We start from the raw sequence: 26,689 nt of genomic DNA, 5'->3' as shown, positions 1-26,689 counted from the left end.
TGCTATGGATGGAGCATGGAACAGAAGGAAACGGGGAACGGGACCAAGGTCACGGCCCCCGACCGGCCGGAGTGCCTGGCACGGTCGCTGTTGCGGGTGTTCGGCGAGGAACCGACCCTCGAAGCGGTGTCGGTGGATCCCCGGCGGAACCTGGTGGAGGTGGCCACGTTGGGGCGGGCGGACGTGACCCGGCTCCGGGATCGCGTGGAGGCGACGCTGCGGAGGGTGTCGGGTTTGCAGGCCCGGGCGGAGTGCGGGTTGATCAGTGGCCGCCGGGACTGTCGAACCTGCGGCATCCCCCTGCCGGAGGAGGAGCTGCGCCGGTTCCGGTTCCGTCATGAGAACGGCGTCACGATGGTGAGCCGCCTGACCTGTCCCACCGCGCCCACGCTGTGGCGGTGGCGCCGCTGGCCGCTGCCGCGGTTCGTCCAGCGGGACGTGGATGTCGAGGAAATGGAGGCCCACGAGGGGGAATGGCGCTGGCAACTGGCGGCCTCGATGCTTTGCGGGTTGTTTACGTTGGCGGGGGTGATCGGCGGGCTGCAGGGTTGGGCGCCCCTCGGGGTGCGGTTGTTTCAGGCCCTGGCGTACGTGGCGGGCGCGTGGTTTGCGGTGGAGGAGGCCTGGGAGCGGTTGCGGCGTTATCGCGGACTGGACGTGCACTTCCTGATGCTGGCGGTGGCAGCGGGAAGCGCCGCGGTGGGGCAGTGGACGGAGGGCGCGGTGCTGCTGTTTCTCTTTTCGCTGGCGGGGGCGCTGGAGCATTACGCCCTGGAACGGACCCAGCGGGAGGTGCGGTCGCTTTTCCGCAGTGCGCCCAAGACGGCCACGTTGCTGGACGAGCAGGGCAATGAACGGGAGGTGCCGGTGGAACAGATCCGGGAGGGGATGCAGTTGTTGGTGCGGCCGGGCGCGCAGTTTCCGGTGGACGGCGAGGTGGTGCGCGGCCAGAGCGCGGCGGACGAGTCCAATCTGACGGGCGAAGCCGTGCCGGTGGACAAGCGGGAGGGCGACCTGGTGCTGGCGGGGACGCTGAACCTGTGGGGGGCGCTGGAGGTGCGGGCCCTGCGGCCGGCTTCCGAAAGTGCCCTGCAGAAGATCATCCGACTGATCCGGGAGGCCCAGCGGCAGAAGGCACCCTCCCAGCGGTTCACGGAGCGGTTCAGTGCGGTTTACACTTACGCGGTCCTGGGGTTGACGGCCGTGATGTATTTCGTCTGGTGGTGGGGCCTTGGGCTGGCGCCGTTCCGATCGCCCGATCCTACCGATCCGGGGTTGAGTGCTTTTTATCGGACCATGACGCTACTGGTGGTGTCGTCGCCTTGTGCCCTGGTGCTTTCGATCCCGTCGGCGGTTCTGGCTGCGATCGCATGGGGCGCGCGACATGGCATCCTGTTTCGCGGGGGCGCAGCTGTGGAGAAGTTGGCGGAGGTCACCCTGGTGGCGTTGGACAAGACCGGCACGCTGACGACCGGCGAGCTGCGGGTCGAGCGCGTGGAGAGTCATCCGCCCGGCCGGGAACGCGAGGTGGCGGCGCTGGCCTGTGCGGTGGAGCGCTGGTCGAACCATCCGCTGGCACGGGCACTGAACCGTTACGGGAAACAGCACGGACTGGAGCTGCCGGAGGTGAAGCGGTTCGAGTCGGTGACCGGCCAGGGCGTGAAGGCGTGGGTGAACGGGGCCCCTGTTTGGGTGGGACGGCGCGAATGGATCGAGGCCGAACCCGGTCTTCGGCCGGCCCCACCTGCGGAGTGGGATGCATCCGGTCAGCCGGGCGAGGTGTGGGTGTGGTTTTACCGGGAAGGTCTCTGGGGCCGGATGCTGTTGCGTGACGAGTTGCGGCCGGAGGCGGCCGAGCTGGTGAGCCGGCTGAAGCGGGCGGGGTTGCGCCCGGTGGTGTTGACGGGCGACCGCCGCAGTGCGGCCGAACATCTGCAGCGTCAGCTGGGCCTGGAGGAGATTCGTGCGGAATTGAAGCCGGAGGACAAGGTGACGGCGATTCGTTCCTGGAGCGAGGCGGGCGAACGGGTGGCCATGGTGGGCGACGGCGTGAATGATGCCCCCAGTCTGGCAGCAGCCCACGTGGGCGTGGCCATGGGGGCGCGCGGTGCGGACGCTGCGTTGGAACAGGCCGACGTGGTCCTGATGCACGATCGGATCGAAAATTTCCTGGCCGCTTACGAACTGAGTCGGCGGGCGCGCCGGATCATCCGTCAAAACCTCGCGGTCTCGCTCGGGACGGTGGTGGTCCTGGTGTGCTTTGCGCTGCTGGGCAAGATCCCGCTGCCGGTGGGTGTGGTGGGGCACGAGGGCAGCACCGTTGTGGTGGTGATGAACAGCTTGAGGTTGTTGGTGGGCGGGCGCGGGGAAACCTCGGGCCGGTCCTGAGCCTTGCGAAGGGCCGGCCGGCACCGTTGATCCGCGGCCGATCCGCGGCATTGGCCCTCGGCAAGGGGGTGAAGAAAAACTGGAATAGGAACCCGGGCAACGTCCCATGGGACGCCTCCTGCCTGCCGGTTTCTTCTGGCCGAACTTCTATAAGGGCGCTGGGGGTCGGAGGGCCGGCCGCGGGGAGGTCGGTCCGGAACCTTCAGGTTCTCCGGGCTTTGGAAACGGGGATGAGAATGGGAACGCCCCTCCGTGGGTGGACCCGCAGAGGGGCGTTACCGACCATGCCTCAACCAACCTCAACCCTGACGAATCCGGCGCACTTGCCAGAGCGCCAGAAACCCGAAGCCGATGAGGACCGCTGTGGTGGGCTCGGGCACAACCACCGAGGCCCACGTGGTGCCGATGCGCAGGTCGTCCAGTGCGTAGTCTCCTCCGCCGTTGTACTGAGTGCTGGACCGCACCGTGAAATGGAAGGCGAAAATCCCGGTGTCATCGGGGCCGGTGGTGGTGACCACGGTGGGGGTGGGTACGGCATCCTCCGAGGCGCCGAAGGAAGTGGCGGGCGGATTCACCCACAACGCCAGCTCGTCGTTGCCCGAGCCGTCCACGTACTTGTAGCGCCACACCAGCAGGTAGGTCTCGGCGGGGTTGAGCGGGTCGGAGGTCCACGCGATGTCGCTGTCGGCCTGTTTGGCGATGCCGAGCTTGAGGTCGGTGCCGACGAAGATCCCTCCGGAAGGAGTGAACCCGCCGCCGGTGCCGGTGCTGTCGCGATAGGCGCTCAGGAGGCGGGGCGTGCCGGAGGGGCCATTGTCCACGCGGAGGAGATACGAGACGTAGAGCGATCCGAGGTCGGTCCAGTTGGCCAGACTGGTGGTGTCCGGTGCAATCAGCACACCCCGGTCGCGATTCGACGAGGGAACACCGGAGGACAAGACGCCCAACCCTCCCAGCGAGGGCAGCCCCGGGTAGGTGAGGGCGGCGCTGCTGCTGATGGTGGCCGAACCGCTACCGGTGCTGTTTCCGACCGACCATGTGTCGCCGCTGCTGCCGGTCGTGCCGAGTCTTTCACCCTCGGGGTAATTGAAGCCGTCCGCAAAGGGCAGGGGAACGCCCCGGACGGTGGGGCTTGCCGCCGCCAACGCCAACCCAGCGGTGGCTAGGAGCAAAGAGGCTCGCGGATTCATGGTTGCCGGTTCTTTGGTTTGTGTTTCTTTCGAGCCCATTTTAGGGGACCGGCGCGGTTCGTCATTGTCGAAGATTTGCATCGAACCTTGAAAAAACGGCACCGCGGGGAAGTGGGTCCGGTTCAGGGCAGACCCGTGCCAGTGGCGTCGCGGACGACCAGCGGGTTGCCGCGTTTGGGCCGGATCACCACGTTCTCCAGATGCGCGTTGCGGACGTGGCGAAGTTCCAGCCCGGTTCGCTCGGCGGTGATTTCCAGGTTTTGAAGGTGGACGTTCTCGATGGGTGCCTCGGGCAGGCCGACGATCACTCCCGCGTTCTCGTAGCAGGTGGCGGTGAGGTTTCGGACCACAATGTTTCGGTACCGCGGCGTTTCAGGCGTGAGGGGCCGCGGTTCGTCCTCGGCCGGGATGCGCGGGTAGTAAGCCGTGAAGGTGATGGCGCGTTCCACGTTGTTCATGCGGATGTCTTCGTAGACCAGGTCCTGAACGATACCGCCGCGACCGCGATGGGACTTGATGCGGATGCCGTTTTCGGTGCCTTCGAAAACGCAGCCCCGCACGCGCAGGCCACGGACGCCGCCCACGGTCTCACTGCCGATGGACAGGCCGTGGCCGTGGAAGAACCGGCAATGGACCACCGTGAGGTCCTCGCAGGCGAAGGGGTGGTCGGGCACGAGGCTGCCGGACTTGATGGCGATGTTGTCGTCGCCCACGTCGAACACGCAGTTGGTGATGACCACGCGACGGCTGCGGCTGGGGTCAATGCCGTCGGTGTTGGCCGCGTGATCGGGTGCCAGCACCTTGACGTTCTCGATCCAGACGTCCTCGCAGTCGGTGGGCACGAAATGGAAGGTCGGCGAATTGCGGAGGGTGACGCCGGAGAGGCGCACGTTGCTGCAGCGGGAGAGGATGATCATGCGCGGGCGCGGCAGGGTGTAACCGGGCCTTTTCCGGCGGGCTTCCTCCGCGGCCGGCCACCAGACTTCGCCTGCGCCGTCAATGACGCCGGCGCCGGTGATGGTGACGTTGGTGAGGCGGTTGCCGGAGAGGAGGGGAAGGAAATCGCCGCTACTGCGGGCCTGGAGCCAGTCGCCCGGTTCTTTCATGAAGTCGCGGGGTTCGCGCGTGGCCTGAAGAACGGCGCCTTCTTCCAGCAGGAGGGTCAGGTTGCTGTGGAGCCGCAGCGGCTGGGTGAGGTAGGTGCCGGGCGGGATTCGAACGGTTCCTCCGCCGGCCCGGCCACAGGCGTCCAGGGCTTCCTGGATGGCCCGGGTATCCAATGTCCGGCCGTCTCCCTTGGCGCCGAAGTCGCGCACGTTCCATTCCCGCTGGTTGTCGCCGGCAAGGGCGGCACAAGCCAGTGTCAGGGCCACCAAGAGCACCGGCCACGGGGCGAGGGGCCGGAAGTGTGGTGCAGTGGTGCGGAGGGATGGGGGCAAGGGTCCGGGTTTCATGTTCAGGGACGGGGGATGGATGGAGACCATTACGTTGTGAGGATTACCTGGCCAGGCTTTCACGGAACTGCCTGGGTGACATGCCGACGGCATGCTTGAAGGCGACGCAGAAGCTGTTGGTGCTCTGATAGCCGCAGGCGCGGGCGATGACATCCAGCTTGTCATCGGTTTCGGCCAAGAGCTTCCGCGCCCGCTCGATGCGGACGCGGTGGAGTTCCTGTCCCGGTGTGCGTCCGAGCTGTTCGACGAATGCCTTGTGCAGGGCGCGGCGGGACATGGCGGCCACGCCGACGAGGTCTTTTACGGAAATGGGTTCGTGGCAGTGTTCCCAGATGAAGCGAAGGCTGCGGGCCACGCCGGGATGGGGCACGGCCAGCAAATCGCTGCTCTTGCGGACCACGACGCCGGCGGCCGGGATGCGGATGGGTCTGGCGGGCGGTTTCCGGCCGTTCATGAGCTGGTCGAGCAGCTCGGCCCCGCGATAACCGAGCAGTTCGAGGTTGGTGTCGACGCTGGAGATGGGCGTCTGCATGGCATCGGGGGCCAGCAGGTAGTTCTCGGCGCCGCAGATGGCGACTTCGTCAGGCACCTTCAGGCCGGCGAACTCGCAGGCTTCCAGGACATCCAGGGCGTGTTGATCGTTGGCGGCGAAGACGGCCACGGGCTTGGGGGCGCGCCGGAGTTTGGTGGCCAGCCAGAGGCGTTTGCGGGACCATTGTTCGCGATCCTGGCGGAACCAGGACGACTCGTACCATTTGAGCCAGAGGCAGGAGTGGCCGGCTTCGGCCAACGCGGCTTGGAAGCCCTGTCCGCGTTCCTCGTAGGACCAGTTGGGCGAGTCGCTGTAGAAGATGAAGTTCTTGAACCCGCGCGAGAGGAAATGTTCGGCGACCAGACGGGCGGCGTGGGCGTGATCTTCGAGGACGCGCGGGAACTGCAGGTGCGGCCGGCGGTAGCTGAAATCCACGGTGGGCTTGTTCTGGCGTTCGACGAACTCGGCCAGTTCGTCCCAGGCACCGAGCCAGGCCAGGATGCCGTCGCCTTCCCATCCCCAGGGCAGGACCTTTTCACGGGCGAGGTTGGCGGAAAGGGACCAACCGTGCTCCTCGGCATAGCGTTCGATGCCCCGGTGGAGTCGGTAGTCGTACCAGCCGAGAGCGACCAGGACGCGCCGCGATTTTTTCTCTCGTTTGCTCCCTCTGTTCATGGCTGCTGACGGGGCCGCAGGCGACACGCCCAACGGATCCCGGGAGCGGCCGGGCCCGGTTCGGGGAGCAGGAGGCCCCCGGCGCCCGCCCGGGGCCGATTCCGCTCGTGCGGTAATGTGCGCGTGCCGGGTGACCACGGCAAGGCCCGGCCTTGGCCGGCTCAGACCCCGCTGAAGGCGGCGAAACCGCCGTCCACGGGCACCACCACGCCGGTGACGAACCCGGCCGCCTCATCGCTGACCAGCCACAGGAGGGTGCCGACCAGATCGGAGGGTTCCCCGAACCGTCCCATGGGGGTGTGAGCCAGGATGGTCTGGGCGCGGGGCGTCCAGGAGCCGTCGGGCTTGAGCAGCAGCGACCGGTTCTGTTCGGTCACGAAGAAGCCCGGGGCGATGGCGTTGACGCGGATGCCGACCTTGGAGAAGTGAACCGCCAACCATTGAGTGAAGTTGCTCACGGCGGCCTTCGCGGCACTGTAGGCGGGTATCTTGGTCAATGGACGGAAGGCGTTCATGGAGGAGATGTTGATGACCACGCCCCGTCCCTTGGCGGCCATTTCCCGCGTGAAAGCCTGGGTGGGCAGCAGGGTGCCCAGAAAATTGAGGTTGAACACGAATTCGATGCCCTTCGGGTCCAGGTCGTAAAAGGTGACCACCTCCTTCTGGGCGGCCTGGAGGTCTTCCGGCCGGAGGTGTTCATGGGTCGTGGTGCCCTTGGGGTGGTTGCCACCTGCGCCATTGACCAGGATGTCCACCGGACCGAGCTCGCGTTTGACGGTTTCATTGGCCGCGGCGAGGCTGTCACGCTGCAGGACGTCGCAGGCCACGGCCAGGGCTGTGCCCCCTTCCTCGCGGATGACCTTGGCGACGGCGTCCGCGGCTTCCTGTTTGAGGTCGGCCACGGCCACACGCGCGCCGCAGGCGGCCAGTGCCCGCGCCATCACGCTGCACAGCACGCCGCCGCCGCCGGTGACCAGAGCCACCCGGCCTTCCAGATTGACCCGAAACGGGAGTTGCATCGTTGCCATAATCCGTTCAGACGAAGCGCCCGCGCCAGGCCCACAGGCCCAGGGCGGGATTCGAGATGAAGAAAACCTGTTCCCCATCCGGCAGTGTGTTCCAGCCGTCGCGGAGCCGGTCGGGTGGATACCGCCGGAGCATGGTCGCCAGATCGGCGTATTCGAATCCGACCCCTTCGATCTCCTCGCGCGTGAGGTGGCCGGGGCAGTAGATGATGCGGAAGCGACCTTCCGAACTGCCGTGGATGAGATGGGCGGCGGCGCTGAGGTTGGCCTGCAATTCGGGTTGTTCCCGCACGGCCTGCAGGGTGGCGGGTGTGCCGCGGTAGCCGTATTTGCGGATGAGCCGGTCAATCTCCGGGTCCTCACCGAACTCCCGCAGCCCCGGTGCCAGGACGATCAGTTCGCCTCCGTCGGCCATGGCCATGCGGGTGCGGTAGATGCTCTTGTTGCCGAGCCAGGTGCTCTTGAACTCGCCCGGGTCGAGGTACACGACCACCTTGCTCAGCGGCTCGTCGACCATCTCGAAGTTCACCTGCAACGAGAGGGCGGCGGCCTTTTCGAAGCCGGACCGGTCGTCGCTGATGAACAGGCCCCGGACATGCAGCCGCCCGTCCTCGCCACGGCTGACGACGGTGTGGATGTAGACCACGGGCAGGTTTTTGAGGAAGCGGTCGGATGCGTAGTCGAGGATGCGCCGCACCGGTGTGTCGGCGCGCCCCATCATCCGTTCCATGCCGTAGGCTGCGCCGATGAAGTGGCTCTTGTTGATTCCTTCGGCGCCGCCGGTGCCCACGAAGAGGTTCTTGTTGTAACTGGCCATGCCGATGACCTCGTGGGGCACCACCTGACCGATGGAGAGCACCAGGTCGTGGTTGCCTTCCCAGATCAGCCGTGCCAGTTGGGCGGGCCAGGGGAAGTCCACCGCGCCCTCGGACACTTCACGGACGAATTCGGCAGGGACCTCGCCCACCGTGACCACGCCGGTGCGCCAGTTGTGCACGCGGAACAGCCCGGGGGGCACGCCGGCGTACATCTCGGCTATCTGTCCGGGCGTCATGGGGCTGTGGGTCCCCAGTGCCGGGAGGACGTCAACCAGCCGGGAACCGTAGTACTCGTACACCAGCCGGGTCAGCAGACCGGCCTGGGAATGAAACCGCGTGAAATCCGGCGGCACCACCAGCACCCGTTGCCGCGGGCCGAGCCGGTCCAAAGCGGCAAACAATGCCCTGCGGAGATCGTTCTCCGTGAGTTGCGCCGTGGCGGAACCTGTTTCGCAGTACAGCATCTCGGTATTTCCCTGTGTCGAACGCCCGGCAGGATAGTCCGGGGGCGTGAATGAAAAAATCACGATTTTGTGCGCGGCACCCGCGGTTTTTTGCACGGGTGGCAGCCGGCGCGAACGTGGGATGATGGTGCCTTTTGCAATCGGATGGGGTTGGAGGCGGCGTTCAGGGTGTGCCCCCGGTCCAGGGCCGGCCGTTGACGATGATCTGGAGCCCTGCGTGGGACGGGTTCGGCTCGAAGCGGGCCTTTACGCCTGGCGGGACGCTGCAGGTAACGTGGAGCACCTGGCCCTCGCGGCGCCAGGAGACCTCCACGGGGCCGCGCACCGTGGCCGTGCGGCCCCGGGCCCAGCCCAGGTCGAACAGGCGCGGGCTGATGCGGACCTCCGCCGCTCCGGGTGCGGTCGGGACGATGCCGAGGACGATGCGGTTCAGGTAGTACACCGGGGCCGAAGACCATGCGTGGCAGTGGCTGCGGGTGGGGAACTGCCCTCCGCCGGTGGTGCCAGTGGGGAAACTCTCCCAGACGGTGGTGGCGCCGGCCTCGAGCATCGGCAGGTAGTGCCGGTAAATCTCGCCCACGATTCGTTCTTCCAGTCCGTATTTTTCCAGCGCTTCGTAGAGGTAGAGGGCCGCAAACGGGGAGCCCACCTGTACCATGTCGGGAGGTGGATTGGTGAGATTGCGCAGGGCTGCTGCCCGGTGTTCCCCGGGTACCACGTCGAACAGCAGTGCCAGAAAACTGGTGTGCTGGCTGATCACAGGGCTGAGCGAACCGTCTTCTCGGACGGCGTCGGCGTAGGCGCCCCGGTCCGGGAGCCAGAGCTGCTGCACGCCGCGTGTGAGGCGTTCGCGAAGACGGCGCAGGTCCGGTGTGTGCCGGTTGTCTCCGAGGACCTCGCCTGCGCGGAGGGCGGCGTCGATGGCCCCGATCAGGAGCAAGGAGTTGTGCAGGACGGTTTGCCGGCCCTGGTCGAGGTTGACCCAGTCGAAGAAGTTCCAGAACGGCGCGGAGAAGAGGTCGCGTTCGTTGATGTAGCGGGCGGCACCTTCCAGGTTGCGGATCATGGCCGGGTAAACCTCTCGCAGCCAGTCGCGGTCTCCCGTTTCCCAGTAATGGTCCCAGATGGAGATCCCCCAGAGGAAGCTCCAGGCCGGGATGAGCACGTCCCAGGAGGAGGGCGTCTGACAACCGGCGATGGGGAAGCGGTCCAGCGACTCTGCCGTGAGGCGGATGCAACGGCGGGCGAGGTCGTGAGCACCGAACAGGCCGTAGGCGAACAGGGCTTCGTTCCGGGCGTCGCCCACCCAGTGGGTTTGTTCGTAAAGCGGGCAGTCGGTGAAGGTGTCTTCCATGCACAGCTTCAGGGTGCGCGCGGAGATGTTCCAGATCTCGGTCAGGCGCTGGTCGCTGCAGCGGAAGGCCCCCTGGTACTCGACCGGGTAGGTGGCCTCGATGACGCCGACATGTCGGATTCGGACGGGTGTGCGGAAGTTGCGCAGGGTGAGAAAGACGTAGCGTCCGGAGCGTCGTTGGACGGAGACGTAGGTGTTGCGTCCGGCGCGGGTGATGTAGCGCATGGCGTTGCGGTTGACCCACGGCCACTGGATGCGGCCGTCGGGTGCGATGTATTCCACGGCGGCCATGTCCACGAGCGTGTCCGCGTCGGCTTCCAAGTCGAAGGTCCAGTAGCCGACGCGTTGTTCACCCAGGTCGAGCAACAGCTCGGCGTCGCCCCGGGGTGGCGGATGGACCACTGTGACTTCGGCATTGTCGTGGAGCATGCCGGCCGGGTTGTCCACTCGCACCGGCGTGTTCTCGAGCACCTGGCGGTGGGTGAAGCGCCAGAAGACGTCCTCGACGAACATCTTTTCCGCAGGCAGCGCCACGCAGCGGGGTCCGAGTGTCTCTTGCAGAAGCGTCAGGTTGGTGACGGAGCGCAGCCAGGCGTCGGTCTGTTCTTCATAAGCGCGGGCCAGTTGTCCCAGGCGCGGGTCCAGGTCCCGAAACTGCACCCAAACCAGGTCGTTGGTCGCGACGGCGAACTCGGGCAGCGAGATAAAGATCCAGGGATTCTCTGCATCCGGATGGAGAGGGTTGACCAGGCGGTATCCCTGCGGTTCGAGAAATCGGACGGCCTTTTCCTTGTCATGGCCGAACAAGCGGCTGGAGAAACCCAGCAGGAGATGCCGGCCGGGGGAAAGCTCCATCTCGCGTTGCACCGGTTGTCCGTTCAGGGCCAGCTTCATGCCGTCGTTGCGGATGTGCAGTCGGGTGCGCGCAGACACCTCCACGACGGTGGCCATGCCGAAGCCGCAACTGGCGTGATGGTTTGCCTCGATGAGACCGGGATTGACCAGCCGCGCCGCCGGCACGCAGAAGTTCCATCCTTCAGCCCGGACCGCCCTTGCGTGGAGCAGGGACTGGAACGAGGCCGGCGCACGGGTCAGGAGCGCCACATCGCGCGGGCGCAGATCCTGCCAGGGGCCCTTTTCGGCGGGGAAGAGGACCCGGGCCGGGCGGAAGCGGAGGGCGTCGGCCGCGCGTGCGTCGAACCATTCGCAGGGTCCCATCTGGATGCTGATCTTGGGCGTGCGCGAAAGGAGTGCCGGGTAGGCGGCCACCTCCCATGAACGGTCGGTGGCCACGGTGAGGAAGCGCCCCGATGGCGTCTCGATGTCCAACTGGGCCAGCAGGCCGGCTTGTTGGGGGATGTGATGGAAATCGCCCGCGCCAAAGTAGCGCGCCAGTACTCGCAGTTCGTTGCGCCCGGGCCGGAGGTAGGGCGTCACGTCGAGCGCGTCGTATTGAAAATGAGTCGGCCAGCTTCGGCACGGGCCGTCGTTGACCCAGGTCCCGTTGATCCAGAGTCGGTACCAGGTGTCGGCGGTGATGCGAAGGGTGGCCCGGCGACATTCGTCCATCCGGAACGACTTCCGCGCCAGGACTGCCTGGTTGTAACCGTGCACGTCGCTGTCCTGGCCCCAGATCCATTGGGCCTGCCAGGGCCGGAGGGAGGGCAGAGCATCGCGCGGGGTTGGGGAGGCGGCGAGGTCTGCGGCGGCCAGGCACCAGCAGGCTGCTGGAATCGGGCTGAGGAGTCGGAAGAATCGGGTCCCACCGTGTTGCATGGGCCCATGAAGGCCCGGGTTGACGGGTGCGGTCAAGCCTGGCCGGCCCTGCGGTGAGCGTGGTGTGACCGGGGCTCGGCCGGGCATGGGATCGGCCGGGCCGGGGCAGCCTGAGCCATCCGGAGCGCGGGGCCTCCGACGGTCGGGTGCAGCCGTGGCTTGTGTGGCAGGCTCATCCGGCATAGGCTGCGCGCGCGTGGGCCCGGGTCCCTCGGGCCCCGGGGAACACTCAACCGACAATGCCATGAAAGCGTCACGGTCGTTTCTTTTGCTGTGCACTCCGGGCCTCGTACTGCTGAGTGGTCTGGTAACGATTCATGCAGGGTTTCCCCCGTCTGAACCGGATCCGCGTTGGATTCCGCATGATCGGACGCGTCCGCGCCCGTCGGTGATCGTGCCGCCGGCGCCCAGTACCCAGGCCGAGCCCGGCCGGCCGCCGTCGGATGCCGTGGTTCTGTTCGATGGCAGGGATTTGTCCGCCTGGTGTGCCATGGACGGTTCACCCTCCAAATGGGTGGTGCGCGATGGCATCATGGAATGCACGCCCGGCAGCGGGTACATCCGGACCCGACGTTGTTTCGGAGATGTCCAGCTTCACCTTGAATGGGCGGCGCCGGCCAAACCCGAGGGATCCGGCCAGGGCCGGGGCAACAGCGGGCTCTTTTTCGGCCTGGACCGGTACGAGGTGCAGATCCTCGATTCGTACGAGAACGAGACCTATGCGGATGGCCAGGCCGCGGCGGTATATGGACAGTATCCCCCTTTGGTAAACGCGTCGCGGCCGCCGGGTCAGTGGCAAACCTATGACGTGGTGTACCTGGCCCCGCGATTCGATGCGGAAGGACGCCTGGTGGAACCGGCGCGGCTGACCGTGTTTCACAATGGCGTGTTGGTGCAGTATCACGTGCCCCTGACGGGCCCGACGCAGTGGATCAATCGCCCGCCGTACCGGGCACATCCGCAGAAGCTGCCCATCAGTCTGCAGGACCATGGCAATCCGGTACGATTCCGCAACATCTGGGTGCGCGAACTGGGGCCTCCCACGAAGCCGGAGTATCTGCTACCGCGAAGCCTCCTGGACCGGTACACGGGTCGCTACGACCAGATCACCATCACGCGGGACGGCGATTATTTGGTGGCCCGGATCGGGGGTGAAAGCGTGACCCTGTACGCGGAGTCCGAGACGAAGTTTTTCGGTAAATCCACCGACCTGCAGATCGAGTTCAAACCCGGGCCGGACGGCGAGGTGGACGAAATCATTTGGTCGGTGGGAGAGGGCGCCAACCGGGCCACGCGCCGGCGCTGAATCCCGGGCCGTACGGGGATCGAGAGCGGGTGCGGCCGCCGGCGTGCGCAACTTCGGCGGATCGCGTGGACAGCCGGTCGCGCGAACCCTTTGTGGCCCAGGGACTTGGGCGCGCGGCCGTGTATCCGGTTCGAATCCACCGTGCCCGGCAGGATGCCGGCCGGGTTGGGGAAAGGTCGGGTTCGGCCGGGTTGCGCGGCGAGTGCCATCCGGATGCGGACGGCTGGTGAGGCGGCACGGGCCCGGCGGGCTCAGACGGTGGCGGTTTCGGCTCGGGCTGTGGGAGCGTCCGGCGGGGGTGGTGCGTCCAGACAGGCTCGAACGGCGGTGGCCAGTTTGGTGGGCGTGTAAGGCTTCGGCAGGAAGGTGCCGGGCAGTTGGTTCAGATCCGCTCCAAACAATTCCTGGCTGTACCCGCTGGAGAGAATCACGCGCAGACGAGGACGGTCCGCGCGCAGCCGGTTGACCAGGTCGGTGCCGTTCATGCCGCCGGGCATGACCATGTCCGTGATGACCAGGTCAATCTGGTCGCGGTGTTTTTCCCATATTTGAAGCGCTTCCTGGCCGTTGGCGGCGGCGAACACCTGGTAGCCGAGACGGCGCAGCCCGTTGGCCAGCATCAGACGGAGGGCCGGCTCGTCCTCCACGGCCAGGATGGTTTCCTTGCCGCGTGGTGCGCGGCCGGCCGGGTCTCCCAATGTGGCGGCCATGCGGGCCGGGGCCTTCAGAGCGGGGAAATAAACGCGGAAGCTGCTGCCCTGGCCGGGCTGGCTTTCCACTTCGATCCAGCCGTTGTGTTGTTTAACGATGCCGTAGACGGTGCTCAGGCCCAGGCCCGAACCTTTCCCGAACGGTTTGGTGGTGAAAAACGGTTCGAAGATGTGTTGCAGCGTCTCGGCGTCCATACCGATGCCGGTGTCGGTGACGGTGAGCCGGACGTGCCGTCCGGGGATGGCGTCGGGCCAGCGTTCCATCTGCTCTCGGGTCACTTCGACGGTCTCGGTACGGACGGTCAGGGTGCCGCCGTCGGGCATGGCGTCGCGGGCGTTGACCGCCAGGTTGACGATCACCTGTTCGAGCATGGCCACATCGGCGTGGATGGGCGAGAGCGAGGGATCGAGCTGGAGGACCAGCTCGATGTGTTCGCTGACCAGACGGCGCAGCATTTTGGCCAGGTCACTGACCACCTCGTTGAGGTTGGTCGGCTGGGCTTTCATCACTTGTTTGCGACTGAAGGCCAGCAGTTGGCGGGTGAGATTTGCGGCACGCGCGGCGGCGTCCTGGATTTCCTTGATCGAGTCGCGGAACTGCGTCGGCAGGGTTTCCTCGTGCAACAACATGCCGGTATGGCCGAGGATCACGGTGAGGATGTTGTTGTAATCGTGCGCGACGCCGGCGGCCAGTTGTCCCACCGACTCCAGCCGCTGCATCTGGCGGAGCTGGACCTCGAGCTGGCGCCGTTCGGAGAGGTCGCGCCCGATGCATTCCAAGCCGATGAGCTGCCCGTCGCGTTTGACGGGTTGGAGGTGCAGCTCCAGCACGGGTTCCTTCCGGTTCCGCGGGAGCAGACGGGTTTCGAACGGCGCGCAGGAGCCACCCTCTCGAATCGTTTTGAGGGCCTCCAGCGCCTTCGGGCGGTCTTCGGGGTGCAGGAGGTCGGTCAACAGCCGGCCACGCAGTTGATCCCTGGCTGCTCCCAGCACATTCTCGGCGGCCCGGTTGACGGCACTGAGGCGGCCTTCCGGATCCAGGAAGAGGACCGCGTCTGCGGCGTTTTCGAAGAGGTCTTCGTAACGCTGTTTCAGGTCGAGTTCCCGCTTGAACTGTTCCTCCAGCAAACGCCTCTGGGCTTGAACTTTCCGCCGGAGGGTGAAGCTCCAAAGCAGGGCCAACAGGGCGGCCAGACCCGTGCCCGCGCCGATCCATGCCAGGTGCCGTCGCGTGATGACGGGTGGACCGGCCAGCAGACGCAGGTCGGCGGGCGAGGTGGTCAGGAGTCGCACGGCACGGAGTCGTCCCCACTCATCCGCTTGGAGCTGGCAGGTGCCGGTCACTGCCACCCGACTGCCCGGCTTCCAATGGCGCACGCGTCGGGCTGAGTCATCCGCAGGGAGATAGACGTGAAGCAGACTGCCGCTGTCATCCAGCAACAGGTAGGGCCGCGTCAGGTCGGCCTGGTTTTCCACCAGGGTTCCTTCCACCTGGACACGCCGGCCTTCCAGCTCCGGTGCAAAGAGGGCGGCAGCCGTGGCGCGAACAGGCGGGGGCAGCGGCATGCGGCCGACGACGCAAACGACCGCGTGTTCCAAGGTGGGGAAGGCGCCGCGGGTGGTGGCAAACCCCAGGATCTCAACCTCCTGCCCGGGCTCGAGACCCGAATCCGGCAGGTGCAGCCAGAGGCCGCCCGTGGCGTCTTCCACGGCGGTCCAGCCATTGGTTTGGACGTGGGTGACGACCGCCCGGATCTTTGTCCGGGGCAGATCCTGGGCGGTCGTGCGGGAGGTGAGCAGATCCCGGATGGGCGTCACCGGCCGGTCCCACGGATCGTCCGGGACCGGCTCGAGGAATTCGAGGAACGACTCCCCCGGGATGTGCAAGGTCACGCCCGTGAACTGGCGCAAGGCGTTGAACCGGGAACCCACGACGCCGCGGGCGCGGACCGGCAGTCCGATCCATCCTTCCGGCACCTGGCGGTCGCCCCAGCCCTGGAGCCACGCCTGAATGCCGCCCCGGAGCGTGTGGAGTTCCAGTTCCAGATTGGGCCCAACCTTCCGGGCGGCATGAACCCGGGCGCGCAACTCCGCCCAGACGGAATCCAACAACCCTGAGAACAGAACCGATTCCCGAGCGGTCACCGGATGCAGCGGTTCACCATGATGGAGCAGGGTGACCTTTGCCTGCTCGATGATCGGTGCGTAGCCACCGGGTCCGGTGACACCTTCGACACGAACCCGGTCTCCCGGGCGCAAGGGTGGAGGCGGCTGCACACACTGCACATAAATGCCACTGTCCCCTTGCTGAACGAACAGGACGCCCCAGTTGGGGTCGTGGTAGGTGACGACGGCCTGCAGGGAGACCGGACTGCGCGCGGCGGCTTGCTCGGGTGTCAGGGCGCGGATATTCGGGACGGAATCGAACAACCGATTGGTCACGGCTGCATCCGCGGCCCATCCGGGTACGGTGTAACGAAATACCGCCTCATCGAGCACCAGACGATTGGTCCCCACCCGGGTGGGGAATCCGGCAACCTCGACCGGACTGCCGTTGGTCAGCACCAGGGTCTGGGGACTGTATACCTCGATCCGGCCGGTACCATCGTCCAGCATGAAAGACCGCCCCACCACGTGATCGTGCGCCCGGCCGCGGATCCTGTGGAGGGAGAGGGGCGGCTGGACATTCGCACCCGCCTGCAGGTTGGCGACGGTGGTCAGCGGGGCTTGGAACGGGTCGTCCGGGGTTGCCCGGAGGAGCTGCACGTCCTCGAGGTCCTTTGCCAGCAACTCCACGGGTAACCGTTCCGGACTTGTCTGGCGAGCGGGCACGCGCAATCCGACCACGCGAACGACATCGTAGAGGAGCGGGCGGAGCTGTTCGGGTGCGGCGCGGCGCACGAAAACCTGCAGCCGCCCGGCGCCGATGTCGAGGATCAGACGGGCGCGGTTTCCCTCGAGAGGCTCGACCGCGCGAACCACGCCCAGGAGTGACACGCGTAGAGCTTGCGGACTGGCATTGGTGAACTCATGTAGGGGCAGGGTGGGGGCGGCACCCAGGCTGGCGGTTCCCAGCACCTCCACCTGCATACCGGTGATCCGGCGGTCTGTGCCCACCAGGGCCGTGGTGCCTCTGATCCGGACGCGGTCGCCTGCCTTGCATCCGCCCAAGTCGTCCGGAGGCGTGAAGTAGGAGACACCTGTGTCGTCCTGGAAGAAAAAGAGATGCCACTCCGGATCTTCGTACAACACCACGCCTTCCAATTGCACCGGCAGGCCCCGGGCAAAGTCGGTTGTCGGGGCCGACCAAAACTGCGCCACCGAGGTAATGGGCACGTCCGACGGTGCGCTCCAAAGGGAAAGGCAGAGGAAAGACCGGCCCAGCCAGGTGCTGAGGGCCAGCGCCAGAAGGCTCCACCAGCGTCTTTTCATCGGCGCATCCGTGCTTGCCCGTATTCCATGCGAGGTCCCGGTGCCTTGATTATCGGAGAGACCTCTCAGCCACTTAAGTTCTTTTCACGGAGTTGGCGGGACGGCCGGGGGACGGTGCGGCTCCGCAGGGATGGGATGGGCCGTGGGGTCAGCTTCCCCGGCCATCAATTGCCACGGTTTGGAAAAAGCTTGGCAGTGACCGGTGACGGCGGTTTACTCTGCCGGCGGCGTACGGGGTCGGACTTGGCACCGGCCCGTGACCGCCCGAACCCAAACCAATCACGAGCGCAAAGAACCAGCAGCCTATGTCCAAAAGACCTCTCAATGTCGGCCTGGTCGGCGGTGGACGCGGCGCGTTCATCGTCCATCCCCATCAACGAGCGATCAACATGGACGGCACCCGGCGGGTGACCGCGGGCGCGTTGTATCCGGACCCCAAAATCGCGCTGGAAGAGGCGGCCAACTGGGCGTATCCCATCCGGGGGTACGGTTCCTATGACGAGATGATCGCCGCCAACGCGACACTGCCCGAGGAGGAAAGGCTGGACTACATCCTCATTGTCACGCCCAATCATGTGCACTTCGATCCGGCGATGAAGGCCCTCAAGGCCGGGATTCCAGTCTTTTGCGAGAAGCCTCTCTGCCTGAACCTGAAGGAGGCCAACGCGCTGGTTCGGGAGGTGCGAAAGCAGAACATTCCGTTCGGCGTGGCGCACACGTACCTGGGTCATTGGACCAGTCGGCTGTCCCGGTACATTGTGCGCAGCGGGTTAATTGGTGAAGTCCGGTGGGTGGACAGCTACTATCTGCAGGGCTGGTTGGCGACCAAGCTGGAGGCCACCGGCCAGCAGCAGGCCGCGTGGCGGGTGGACCCGAAACGGGCGGGTCTCTCGGGTTGCGGGGGCGACATCGGCACCCACGCCCTGATGCAATTGCGTTATGTCACCGGTCTGGAGGTGACGCACGTGAGCGCGCATCTGGAGACCTTCGTGGAAGGCCGGCCGCTGGACGACCATTTCACCATCTACTGCCGACTCAACAACGGCGGCAAGGCCCTCGTCCGCGCCTCTCAGATCTGCATCGGCCACAAGAATGACCTGGGGATCGTCATTGCCGGCACCAAGGGTACCCTGGAATGGCGACAGGAAGAGCCGGAGAAGGTTGTGGTCTACCTGAACGGGCAGCCGGATCGGGTTTACTGGCGCGGCGCGGTGACGCCCGGCGACGGGTTCCTGCCGAAGGACATGCCGGCCGACCTGTTGGCCGAGGTCACCATCCCCAGCGGTCATCCGGAGGGGTTCCACGATGCCTTTGCCCGCCTGCACCGCTGCTTCGAGGCAGATGTGCGGGCCTGGAAAGAGGGCAAACCGTTCCAATGCGACGGCTCGAAGTACGCGAACGTCGAGGACGGTTGGATGGGCATCGCCTTCATCGAGACCTGCGTGAAGAGCAGCAAGAACAAGGGCGCTTGGACGGCCCTGCCCAAGAAGATCTGAGGGTTGGCGGGGCATCTACTGACCAGGCCCGCGGTCCGAATGGCTCGCGGGCCTGTTGCTTGCCGGGGGGCAGGGCCGACCCGGCATCCCCGAGCACAGCGGCTGTGGCGAGAAAAACCGTTTGACCGCAGAACCGCGTGCGGACTACGTTGGGTGCGTCATGAACGGTCGGCTAAACCTGCTGCTGTTGTCGGGAGCGCTGCGTGGGCGCGGCGCGGCGGCAGGGTTTTAAGTGTTCGTGATGTTGAATTTTGGTTGAAACCCCGCTGCCGCCCGGCAGCGGGGTTTCCGTTTCCCGTCGTGCCGGCCGGCAGCCGAACAACAGGCGAGGATTATGTTGAAAGAACCTTGGACGAAGTATCGGCCGTTTCCTCCGGTGCAGCTGCCGGATCGCCAGTGGCCCAACCGCGTGCTCACGCGCGCCCCGATCTGGTGCAGTGTGGACCTGCGCGACGGCAATCAGGCGCTGGCCATCCCCATGAACGTCAGTCAGAAACTGGAGATGTTCCAGACCCTGGTGAAGTGCGGGTTCAAGGAGATCGAGGTCGGCTTTCCTTCGGCTTCCAACACCGAGTTCACCTTCAACCGGCGCCTGATCGAGGAGGGCCGGATCCCACCGGACGTCTGGATCCAAGTGCTGGTCCAGGCACGCGAGGACCTCATCGAACGGACCATCGAGTCCCTGGTGGGGGCGCGCCGGGTGATCATCCACATGTACAACTCCACCTCTCCGGCCCAGCGGCGGGTGGTGTTCAACATGACCAGGGAGCAGATCATCCAGGTGGCGGTGCGTGGGGCACAAATGATCAAGGACCGCCTGCCGCGGCTCCGGGGCACGGAAGTGCGCCTGCAGTACTCGCCGGAGAGCTTTTCGGCGACCGAGGTGGAGTTTGCCAAGGAAGTGGCCGAGGCGGTGATGGAGGTCTGGCAGCCGACACCCGAGAACAAGATGATCCTGAACCTGCCGGACACGGTGGAGGTGGCGATGCCCAACGTGTACGCGGACCAGGTGGAATGGATCTGCCGCAACATCCGCAACCGCGATTCCCTGATCATCAGCGTGCACACGCACAATGACCGGGGGACGGGCACGGCCAAGACCGAACTGGCGCTCTTGGCCGGCGCGGAGCGGGTGGAGGGCACGCTCTTCGGCAACGGGGAACGGACCGGCAACCTCGACATCGTCACCGTGGCACTGAACCTGTACATGCACGGGATTGATCCGGGGCTGGACTTCAGCGACATCAACCGGTTGCGGGAGGTGTACGAACGTTGCACGGGCATGACGGTACCGCCGCGGCATCCATACGCGGGCGAGCTGGTTTTCACCGCATTCAGCGGGTCGCACCAGGACGCCATCCGGAAGGGACTGCGGGAGTGGAACGAGGGCAAACGGCAGTACTGGGATGTGCCCTACCTGCCCATTGATCCTCGCGACATCGGGCGGCAATACCGGGAGGTCATCCGGGTCAACAGCCAGTCCGGCAAGGGTGGTGTCGCCTACCTGCTCGAGAACGAATACGGCATCGAGCTGCCGAAGGAACTGCAGCGCGAGTTCGGTCCGATTGCCAATGACGAGGTGGATCGGTTGGGGCGCGAGGTCAGCGGCGCGGAACTGAAGGCCATGTTCTGGCGCGAATACGTGGAACGCACCCGACCGTGGGAGCTGGTGGGCTTCGAAACACGGAGTCGGGATGGACGGGTCGAGTGCGTGGCCCGTCTGAAACGCAACGGCGAGCCGGTGGAAGTGCGCGGCGAGGGCAACGGCCCGCTGGCCGCGCTGGTCCATGCCCTGGTGGGACACGGTGTACCAAAGTTCGAGATTGTCCATTACAGCGAACACGCCCTCAGCGCCGGCGAGGAAGCCAGCGCCATCGCCTACATCCAGGTTCGGTTCCATGACGGCCGGACCCGTTGGGGGGCGGGTGTGGACACCAACATCGAACTGGCCGGTGTGCGTGCGGTGCTCAGTGCGGTGAACCGTGCGATGGGCTGAGACCCGGTTCGCCGCGGCCCGGCGGCGCTCGGGGCGGCGGGATGGGCCGCCGAGGGGGTCCGTTCTGCGGGCCCCGGCGGCGGTCAGAAAAGCTCCGGTTGGGCGGATCCGCCGCCGTAACGTTGGCCGGTTGTCTGGGCGGAGTCCTTCAGAACGCCGGCCTCCACCAGCAGCTTCCGGAAGGCCGCTTCGTCCAGCACGGGCACGCCCAGGGCGCGGGCCTTGTCGAGTTTCGAACCCGGACTTTCCCCCGCCACGACGTAGTCGGTGTTTTTGCTGACGGATCCGGCCACGTGTCCGCCGGCTTGGCGGATCAGCTCCGATGCCTCCTCGCGCGTCCAGCTCGAGAGGGTCCCTGTGAGGACGAGCGTCTTTCCTGCGAGCGGCCCGCCGGAAACGGCCGTCCGGGCACCGCGCGGGTGAATCTTCAGTGTCTTGAGTCGCTGCAATACGCGTTTGCCCGCCGGCGAGGCGAAAAACTCCAGCACACTGCGGGCAGCGACCGGGCCGACCTTGGTCACACAGGCCGGGAATCCGCCCTCGCCGCTGCGGGCGGCAGGCCGGGCGAAACCGGCCTCGATCAGCTCCCGCCCGATGCGTTCGGCCTCCTGCCGGAGGGCTTCGTACTGTTCGGTGCGCCGCCGACGTTCGGCCTCCGTCCGGGGCGGGTTCTTGCGCGAGTGGGGATTGACGGCCTCGGCCTCCCGGGCGAGCTCCTCCAGGCGGACCACACCCTGCAGGAGGGGCGACCGGGCCACGCTTTCGAGATCCTCGTGAAAGGAGGCGATGTCGTGGGCGGTGACCTCGCCCACGTTGGGAATGCCGAGGGCAAACAGCCAGCGGCCCAGGGGGAGCGTGCGGGCCCGTTCCAAGGCCTCGCGCACCTTGCGGGCGTTTTTCTCGCCGAACACGCGCGGGGCTTCCTCGGTCCCCAGGTTCAGGCGCGCCAGATCCTCGGTTTTCAGCTCAAAAAGGTCGAGCGGCTCGTCCACCAGACCGCTTTCGATGAGCTTCTCTGCCACGATGCCTCCGATGCCCTCGATGTCCAGCGCCTTGCGCTGGGTGAAGAACTCAAGGCGCCGGACCTTCTGCGCGGGGCATCCGGCCACGTTCTGGCATCGCCAGGCGACCTCCTGGCCCTCGCCGGTGGAGACGGGTTCCCTGGCAATGGGCCCACCGCAGGCCGGGCAACGTCCGCCCACGTGTTCGAACAGGTCGAATGGTCGCGTGCCGGCAGGGCGTTTGCTTTTGACCACTTCCACCACCTCGGGGATCACCATGCCCGCCTTGCGGATGACCACCGTGTCGCCGATGCGGATGTCTTTGCGCCGGATTTCGTCCTCGTTGTGGAGCGTCGCGCGGGAGATGGTGGAGCCCTGGACGAACACCGGTTCGAGTTCGGCCACCGGGGTGAGCACGCCCGTCCGGCCCACTTGGACGGTGATGGCCTTCAGGACGGTTTCGGCCGGTTCGATCCAGTGGATCGGTTTGTGCACGATGGCGTACCCCGGGGCACGTGCCTTGGCCGGAATGCGGGGCCAGAGCGTCATGTCGTTGACCTTGATGACGACGCCGTCAATCTCGTAGGGCAGGCGGGCGCGCAGGTCTTTTTCTTCCCGATAATCGGCGACCACTTCGCGACGGTAGATCTCCAGCAGGTGGTCCATGTCCCGGCACAGCCACCATTCCGGCTGGGTCGGCAGACCGAAGCGCCGCAGAGACTGCAACACCTCGGCATGCGTACGAAACTCGATCCCCTCGCAGTGGCCGATTCCGTAGAAGACGGCGCGGAGCGGTCGTTGCGCCACCAGGCGCGGGTCCAGCAACTTCAGTGTGCCGGCCGTGGCGTTGCGGGCGTTGGGGAACGGTTCCTCACCGGCGCTTTCGAGCTGCCGGTTGAGGGCTTCGAAATCTTTCAGCGCCATATAGGCCTCGCCGCGGACCTCCAGATGGGCCGGTGGATCCTGGATTTGCAGGGCCAGAGGGATGGAGCGGATGGTGCGGAGGTTGGCGGTGATGTCGTCGCCGGTGGTGCCGTCGCCGCGGGTCACCCCCAGAACGAATCTCCCCTTTTCATAATGCACGCTGATGGAGACGCCGTCCACCTTGGGTTCCATCACGTACTCCAGTCGGTCGAGCCGCAGTTGCTTGCGCAGGTTCAGATCCCAGGAGCGGAGCTCGTTCAGCGTGTTTTGGTCCTGGCGCTGTTTGCGGAGGGCGTCGTCCGGTTCTTCGGCCCTGGTGGGATGATCGGCCGGCCGCACTTTTTCCAGCGAGAGCATGGGAACGCGGTGACGGATCCGGCGGAACCCCTCCAGCGGTTGACCGCCCACCCGCTGGGAGGGCGAGTCCGGTGTGACCAACTCCGGGAACTGCCGTTCCAGGTCGAGCAGCTCTTGGAAAAGCCGGTCATATTCCCGATCGCTGATCTTCGGACGCGCCTCCACGTAGTACGCGTGGTCATGCATCCGGATCTCGCGGACCAGCTCGGCGTGACGTTTGCGTGCTTGGTCGAGAGTCATGGCGGTTGGACAGGGACTGGTGGGATGACCGGGCCGGCGGGCGGTGTCTCACCGGGCCGGCGGCAGGGGAACGGTTGCGGTCTCAGGGTGGGGAGGGCTTGTTCGCATGGGGTTCCGTCCCGGTCTTTTCCGTTCGGGTCGGGACCTGTTGGGCCACCTTGAGCACGTCAGCCGCCGGCAGGATGACGGCCGCCTGGGTGTCCGCCTGCACGCTCATGATGGAGAGGGCACCCGGAGCACCGGCGGCGGTCCGCATCACGCACAGGCCCAGCACGCGGCCGTCCATGGCAAAGGCGGGCGAGCCGAGCGTCGTGGTCGTGATGGTGTCGTCCGGCACATAGAACAGTCGGGGCCGGCGCACGACGGCGGCGATCCGCTCGAAGGATGCTGCGTGTGCGCGCCCGGCCGCCTGGCCGAGCCGGGTGATGGTGACCACCGGATCCAGCACGTCTGCCGTGGCGGCCTTTTCGAGGTCCACGCAGGGCATGGGTTGCGACGGCGGATCCTTCGGGCGGAGAAAGAGCAGGTCCAGGTCGCGGTCCCGCAAGACGATCTCGGCCGGCAGGTCGGTTCCGTCCGGGAGCAGGATCTTCAGATCGGTGATCTCCGATTCCATGCGGAACCGTTCGCCTGCATCGCCCATCAACGAGGAGAACCGGTTGAACATGACCGAGGGATCCACCGAGGAGAGCGAGGTGACGGTCAGGCCGTCGGGCCGGATGACCGTGGCGGTGGCCTCGGAACGGTTCTCACTGCCCGATTCCCCCCGGCCGCCGAAGGAGAGCTGGGTTTTCATGGCGAGCTGCACGGTGACCACGGCGGCATGGTGTTGTTCAAAGACGGCCCGGCCCCGGCTGGCCAGATCGTCCGCCCGGGCGGAGCCGGGAGCGAGGCACAGCAAGCCCGTCAGGGCACAGGCCTGCATCTTCAGGGAGTTGAGTGCGGTTTTCATGGCGATCGAGTGGAATCGTTCCATCGCGGTTCGAGCTCGAGGTAACGGGTGTGGATGCCCCGGAGCACCTTGAAGATGACCGGGCTCTTTTGCTCGGCGGCCACGCGGTCCATCAGCCGGCGCAGGCTGTCCACGTCTGTCACGGGCTGGCCGTCCACCTCCAGGATCACGTCGCCTGCCAAAAGCATTCCCAGGTCCGCCCAACCGCCCTGGCGCACTTCGGTGACGCGTGCGCCCTGGAGGTCTTCCGGCCACTGTTCCTCGGCACGGTCAAAGAACGAGAGGTCGCGGGTAGTGAACTCGAACGCCTCGTTCCGATAGGTCTTCATCTCGCGCGGCAGGCGCGGCGAGGGGGCGAGTTCGACGGGGATCTGAAGGGTTTTACCGTTTCGGCGGACGGTCAGGGTGACGGTGGCGCCGATGTCGTACTGTCGGATGCGGGCGTTCAGCTCGTCGGCGTGCTCGGCGCTGGTGGCGGTCAATGGCTCGCCGTCCAGGGCCACGATCAGGTCGCCCACCTGCAGACCTGCGCGCTCGGCCGGCGTGCGCGGGTAAACACGGGTGATGTAGAAACCGCGCAGGTCGGGTTGACCGAGCCCGTGCGCGAGTGGTCGGGTGATGACTTGTAGTTCCACGGGCAGCCAGGCCTTGGTCACTTCCCGGCCCGGATCTTCGAATTCGCGGGTGCCGATGCGCACGAGCGTCATGAGCCGCTTGTCGGCCCGTTCGAACGTGGCGAGGACCGGCACCGGCTCGTTCTTACCGCTGGTGAGCTTGTGGGTGATCCGCTCCAGGTCGGCCAGGCATCGCACGGGTTGTTCGTTGACGGCCACGAGCACATCGCCGGCGCTCAGCGGGGGGCGCGCCTCTCCTGCGGGTCCGCCCGCCCGGACGGAAGTCACGACGACGCCGTTGGTATCCGGCCGTTTCATTTCCAAGGCGGACAGCGGGGTCAGATTTCGTGCGGTCATGCCCCAGGGCCGGACCTCCCTGGGCCGGGCCAGGAAATCGCCGCGTTCCACGGGCACAAGAGTCACGTGGATTTCGCGGCCTTCGCGCTCGACCGTGCAGGGGACGGGCTGGCCAATGGGGAGGGCGGTGGCCAGGCGCATGAATTCGGGCACTTGCTCGTCAAACCGCACGTCCACGGCCGTGCCATTGAGCGAGATGAGCAGATCGCCCGGTTGCAAACCCGCCCGGGCGGCCGGCGATCCCGGGAGAACGCCGGAGATGAGGATCCCGCGACCGCGGTCGCCGCCTTTGAACCGGGGCTGTACATCCAGCCCGAGCCAACTCCGGCGCACGCGGCCCTCGGCGATCAGGGCCTCGGCCACGCGACGGGCCAGGTTGATGGGAATGGCACCGCTGAGGCCGAATCGGATCTCGTTGATCCCCACCACTTCGCCGCGGAGGTTGACCAGCGGACCACCGGAGTTGCCTCCGAAGATGGGGGCATCGTGTCCGATCCATTTGACGAGGGAACCGACGTTTTCTCCGTCCAAACGCAACTGGGCCGAGGGGCCCATGAAACGGGGCATGATCATGTTGGTGTTGCTGACGATGCCCAGGGTGACGGACTGGGAGAGGGCCATGGGACTGCCCATGGCCAGGACCGGATCGCCCACGCTCAGCCGGGACGAATCGCCCAGACGGGCCGGGACGAACCGCATCGGCCGATCCGGTTTCAGCTTCACCACGGCAATGTCCGTCAGGGCGTCGGTGCCGACCAGTTCGCCTTCCACCTCCTCGAGGTTCCACAGCGTGCAAAAAATCCGGGTGGCCCACCCGGCGACGTGATGGTTGGTGATCAGGTAGCCGTCCTCGGTGATGATGACCCCGCTGCCCACGGACTGGCTCTTGACCTCGCGCCCGTCGTAGTAATCGGTGCTGACGACGCGGAGGCGCACCAGGGAGGGCCGGACCTGTTCGGCCACTCGGTTCAACTGGGTCTGGCTGAGGGTGATCTGGCTGCGCGGACCGACGCATCCGATGGGTGTGCAGGCAAGCAGGAAAAGCGCCATCACGAGTGTCCGGGTTCCGCGCACCCTTGCGGGCCAGAGCCGCGAGCTGTTCATACGCTCCTTTTACCGGTGGGGCGTTCCATTGCAAGGCGGAAGCGCGTGTGGGAGAAAAGCGGCCGGTGGACAGGGTGGGGGTGGTGCCGAACCCCGCCAAGGGTGGCCAGAGGGCCTTGACGGGACCGGCAACGCGCAGCATGGTAGAGGCAGTCAGTCTCCGTGGGGGCGATCCGGTTTCGACCTGGCCCGGACGCCAGAGGCGGCATGCCGAGGATGATGCGTGGGCCTCGTTAATCATCGCATCAAAAGAAAACTGCTAACGAAGAGTTGGCTCTCGCGGCCTGATGCGCCGCGACGTTCGCCGGCTGACGCCTGCTAGGCCGGACGAACGCCACAGCAGGCTGGGGTCGGGTCCGGGGACGGCGCGGGCCTGCCCGAGAAAATCCCATGCCGTCAGGGCGGTCGGATTCGCGTCCGCAGGTGATCCGGTCGCCGTCATCCTCTGCGGACTAAGCATGTAGGCGCCGCTGGCTACCGCGGTCAGGGACGGGGGTTCGACTCCCCCCGCCTCCACCATTTTT

General features: G+C 66.3%; 14 protein-coding genes and 1 other RNA gene. 5 read left to right on the top strand and 10 right to left on the bottom strand.

Annotation, left to right across the window (positions count from 1 at the left end; all coding sequences use genetic code 11):
• Positions 1-15: 15 nt before the first annotated feature.
• Positions 16-2,388 (top strand): heavy metal translocating P-type ATPase, encoded by a 2,373-nt coding sequence (locus ACPDIX_RS01945; RefSeq protein ID WP_423430080.1) that lies wholly within the window; start codon positions 16-18, stop codon positions 2,386-2,388.
• 299 nt (positions 2,389-2,687) lie between these two features.
• Here ACPDIX_RS01945 and ACPDIX_RS01940 read toward each other — a convergent pair whose 3' ends face one another.
• From ACPDIX_RS01940 to ACPDIX_RS01915, 6 genes are all read right to left on the bottom strand, one after another.
• A complete protein-coding gene (locus tag ACPDIX_RS01940; protein WP_423430079.1) occupies positions 2,688-3,578 on the bottom strand; it encodes a hypothetical protein in 891 nt (296 codons plus the stop codon).
• 122 nt (positions 3,579-3,700) lie between these two features.
• Complete coding sequence (locus ACPDIX_RS01935) at positions 3,701-5,032, bottom strand: glycoside hydrolase family 28 protein (RefSeq protein ID WP_423430078.1); 1,332 nt, start codon at positions 5,030-5,032, stop codon at positions 3,701-3,703.
• Positions 5,033-5,075: 43 nt separating this feature from the next.
• The gene (locus ACPDIX_RS01930; protein WP_423430077.1) at positions 5,076-6,239 is read right to left on the bottom strand and encodes a substrate-binding domain-containing protein; all 1,164 of its coding nucleotides are present in this window, start codon (positions 6,237-6,239) and stop codon (positions 5,076-5,078) included.
• Positions 6,240-6,400: 161 nt separating this feature from the next.
• On the bottom strand, positions 6,401-7,258 hold the full coding sequence (locus tag ACPDIX_RS01925; RefSeq protein ID WP_423430076.1) for an SDR family oxidoreductase: 858 nt from the start codon (positions 7,256-7,258) through the stop codon (positions 6,401-6,403).
• Positions 7,259-7,274: 16 nt separating this feature from the next.
• Positions 7,275-8,546 carry a lactate racemase domain-containing protein gene (locus ACPDIX_RS01920; RefSeq protein ID WP_423430075.1) on the bottom strand — a complete coding sequence of 424 codons (1,272 nt, stop codon included), beginning with the start codon at positions 8,544-8,546 and terminating at the stop codon, positions 7,275-7,277.
• Between the two features lie 163 nt (positions 8,547-8,709).
• Positions 8,710-11,676, bottom strand: a complete 2,967-nt coding sequence (locus tag ACPDIX_RS01915) for an MGH1-like glycoside hydrolase domain-containing protein (protein WP_423430074.1) — start codon at positions 11,674-11,676, stop codon at positions 8,710-8,712.
• A gap of 244 nt (positions 11,677-11,920) precedes the next feature.
• Between ACPDIX_RS01915 and ACPDIX_RS01910 the strand changes: the two genes are divergently transcribed.
• On the top strand, positions 11,921-12,982 hold the full coding sequence (locus ACPDIX_RS01910) for a family 16 glycoside hydrolase (protein ID WP_423430073.1): 1,062 nt from the start codon (positions 11,921-11,923) through the stop codon (positions 12,980-12,982).
• 251 nt (positions 12,983-13,233) lie between these two features.
• Here ACPDIX_RS01910 and ACPDIX_RS01905 read toward each other — a convergent pair whose 3' ends face one another.
• A complete protein-coding gene (locus ACPDIX_RS01905) occupies positions 13,234-17,124 on the bottom strand; it encodes a hybrid sensor histidine kinase/response regulator (protein ID WP_423430072.1) in 3,891 nt (1,296 codons plus the stop codon).
• Positions 17,125-17,429: 305 nt separating this feature from the next.
• Here ACPDIX_RS01905 and ACPDIX_RS01900 point away from each other — a divergent pair, with 305 nt between their 5' ends.
• Together ACPDIX_RS01900 and leuA are read left to right on the top strand one after the other, a co-directional pair.
• Complete coding sequence (locus ACPDIX_RS01900; protein WP_423430071.1) at positions 17,430-18,620, top strand: Gfo/Idh/MocA family protein; 1,191 nt, start codon at positions 17,430-17,432, stop codon at positions 18,618-18,620.
• A 334-nt stretch (positions 18,621-18,954) separates the two neighbouring features.
• A complete protein-coding gene (gene leuA, locus ACPDIX_RS01895) occupies positions 18,955-20,616 on the top strand; it encodes a 2-isopropylmalate synthase (protein ID WP_423430070.1) in 1,662 nt (553 codons plus the stop codon).
• Positions 20,617-20,699: 83 nt separating this feature from the next.
• Here leuA and ligA read toward each other — a convergent pair whose 3' ends face one another.
• The 3 genes from ligA to ACPDIX_RS01880 all read right to left on the bottom strand — a co-directional run bounded on the left by ligA (position 20,700) and on the right by ACPDIX_RS01880 (position 26,165).
• Entirely contained in the window at positions 20,700-23,138 is a 2,439-nt protein-coding gene (ligA, locus tag ACPDIX_RS01890; RefSeq protein WP_423430069.1) for an NAD-dependent DNA ligase LigA, read from the bottom strand.
• Between the two features lie 82 nt (positions 23,139-23,220).
• A complete protein-coding gene (locus ACPDIX_RS01885) occupies positions 23,221-24,090 on the bottom strand; it encodes a S1 family peptidase (protein ID WP_423430068.1) in 870 nt (289 codons plus the stop codon).
• Positions 24,087-26,165, bottom strand: a complete 2,079-nt coding sequence (locus ACPDIX_RS01880; RefSeq protein ID WP_423430067.1) for a PDZ domain-containing protein — start codon at positions 26,163-26,165, stop codon at positions 24,087-24,089. Before ACPDIX_RS01880 ends, ACPDIX_RS01885 begins: the two co-directional genes overlap by 4 nt.
• 164 nt (positions 26,166-26,329) lie before the next feature.
• Here ACPDIX_RS01880 and ssrA point away from each other — a divergent pair.
• Positions 26,330-26,684: a transfer-messenger RNA gene (gene ssrA, locus ACPDIX_RS01875) on the top strand.
• Positions 26,685-26,689 lie beyond the last annotated feature (5 nt).

Source organism: Limisphaera sp. 4302-co (genome assembly GCF_049537155.1).
Lineage (GTDB): Bacteria > Verrucomicrobiota > Verrucomicrobiia > Limisphaerales > Limisphaeraceae > Limisphaera.
This window is presented reverse-complemented; position numbering and strand designations above follow the sequence as displayed.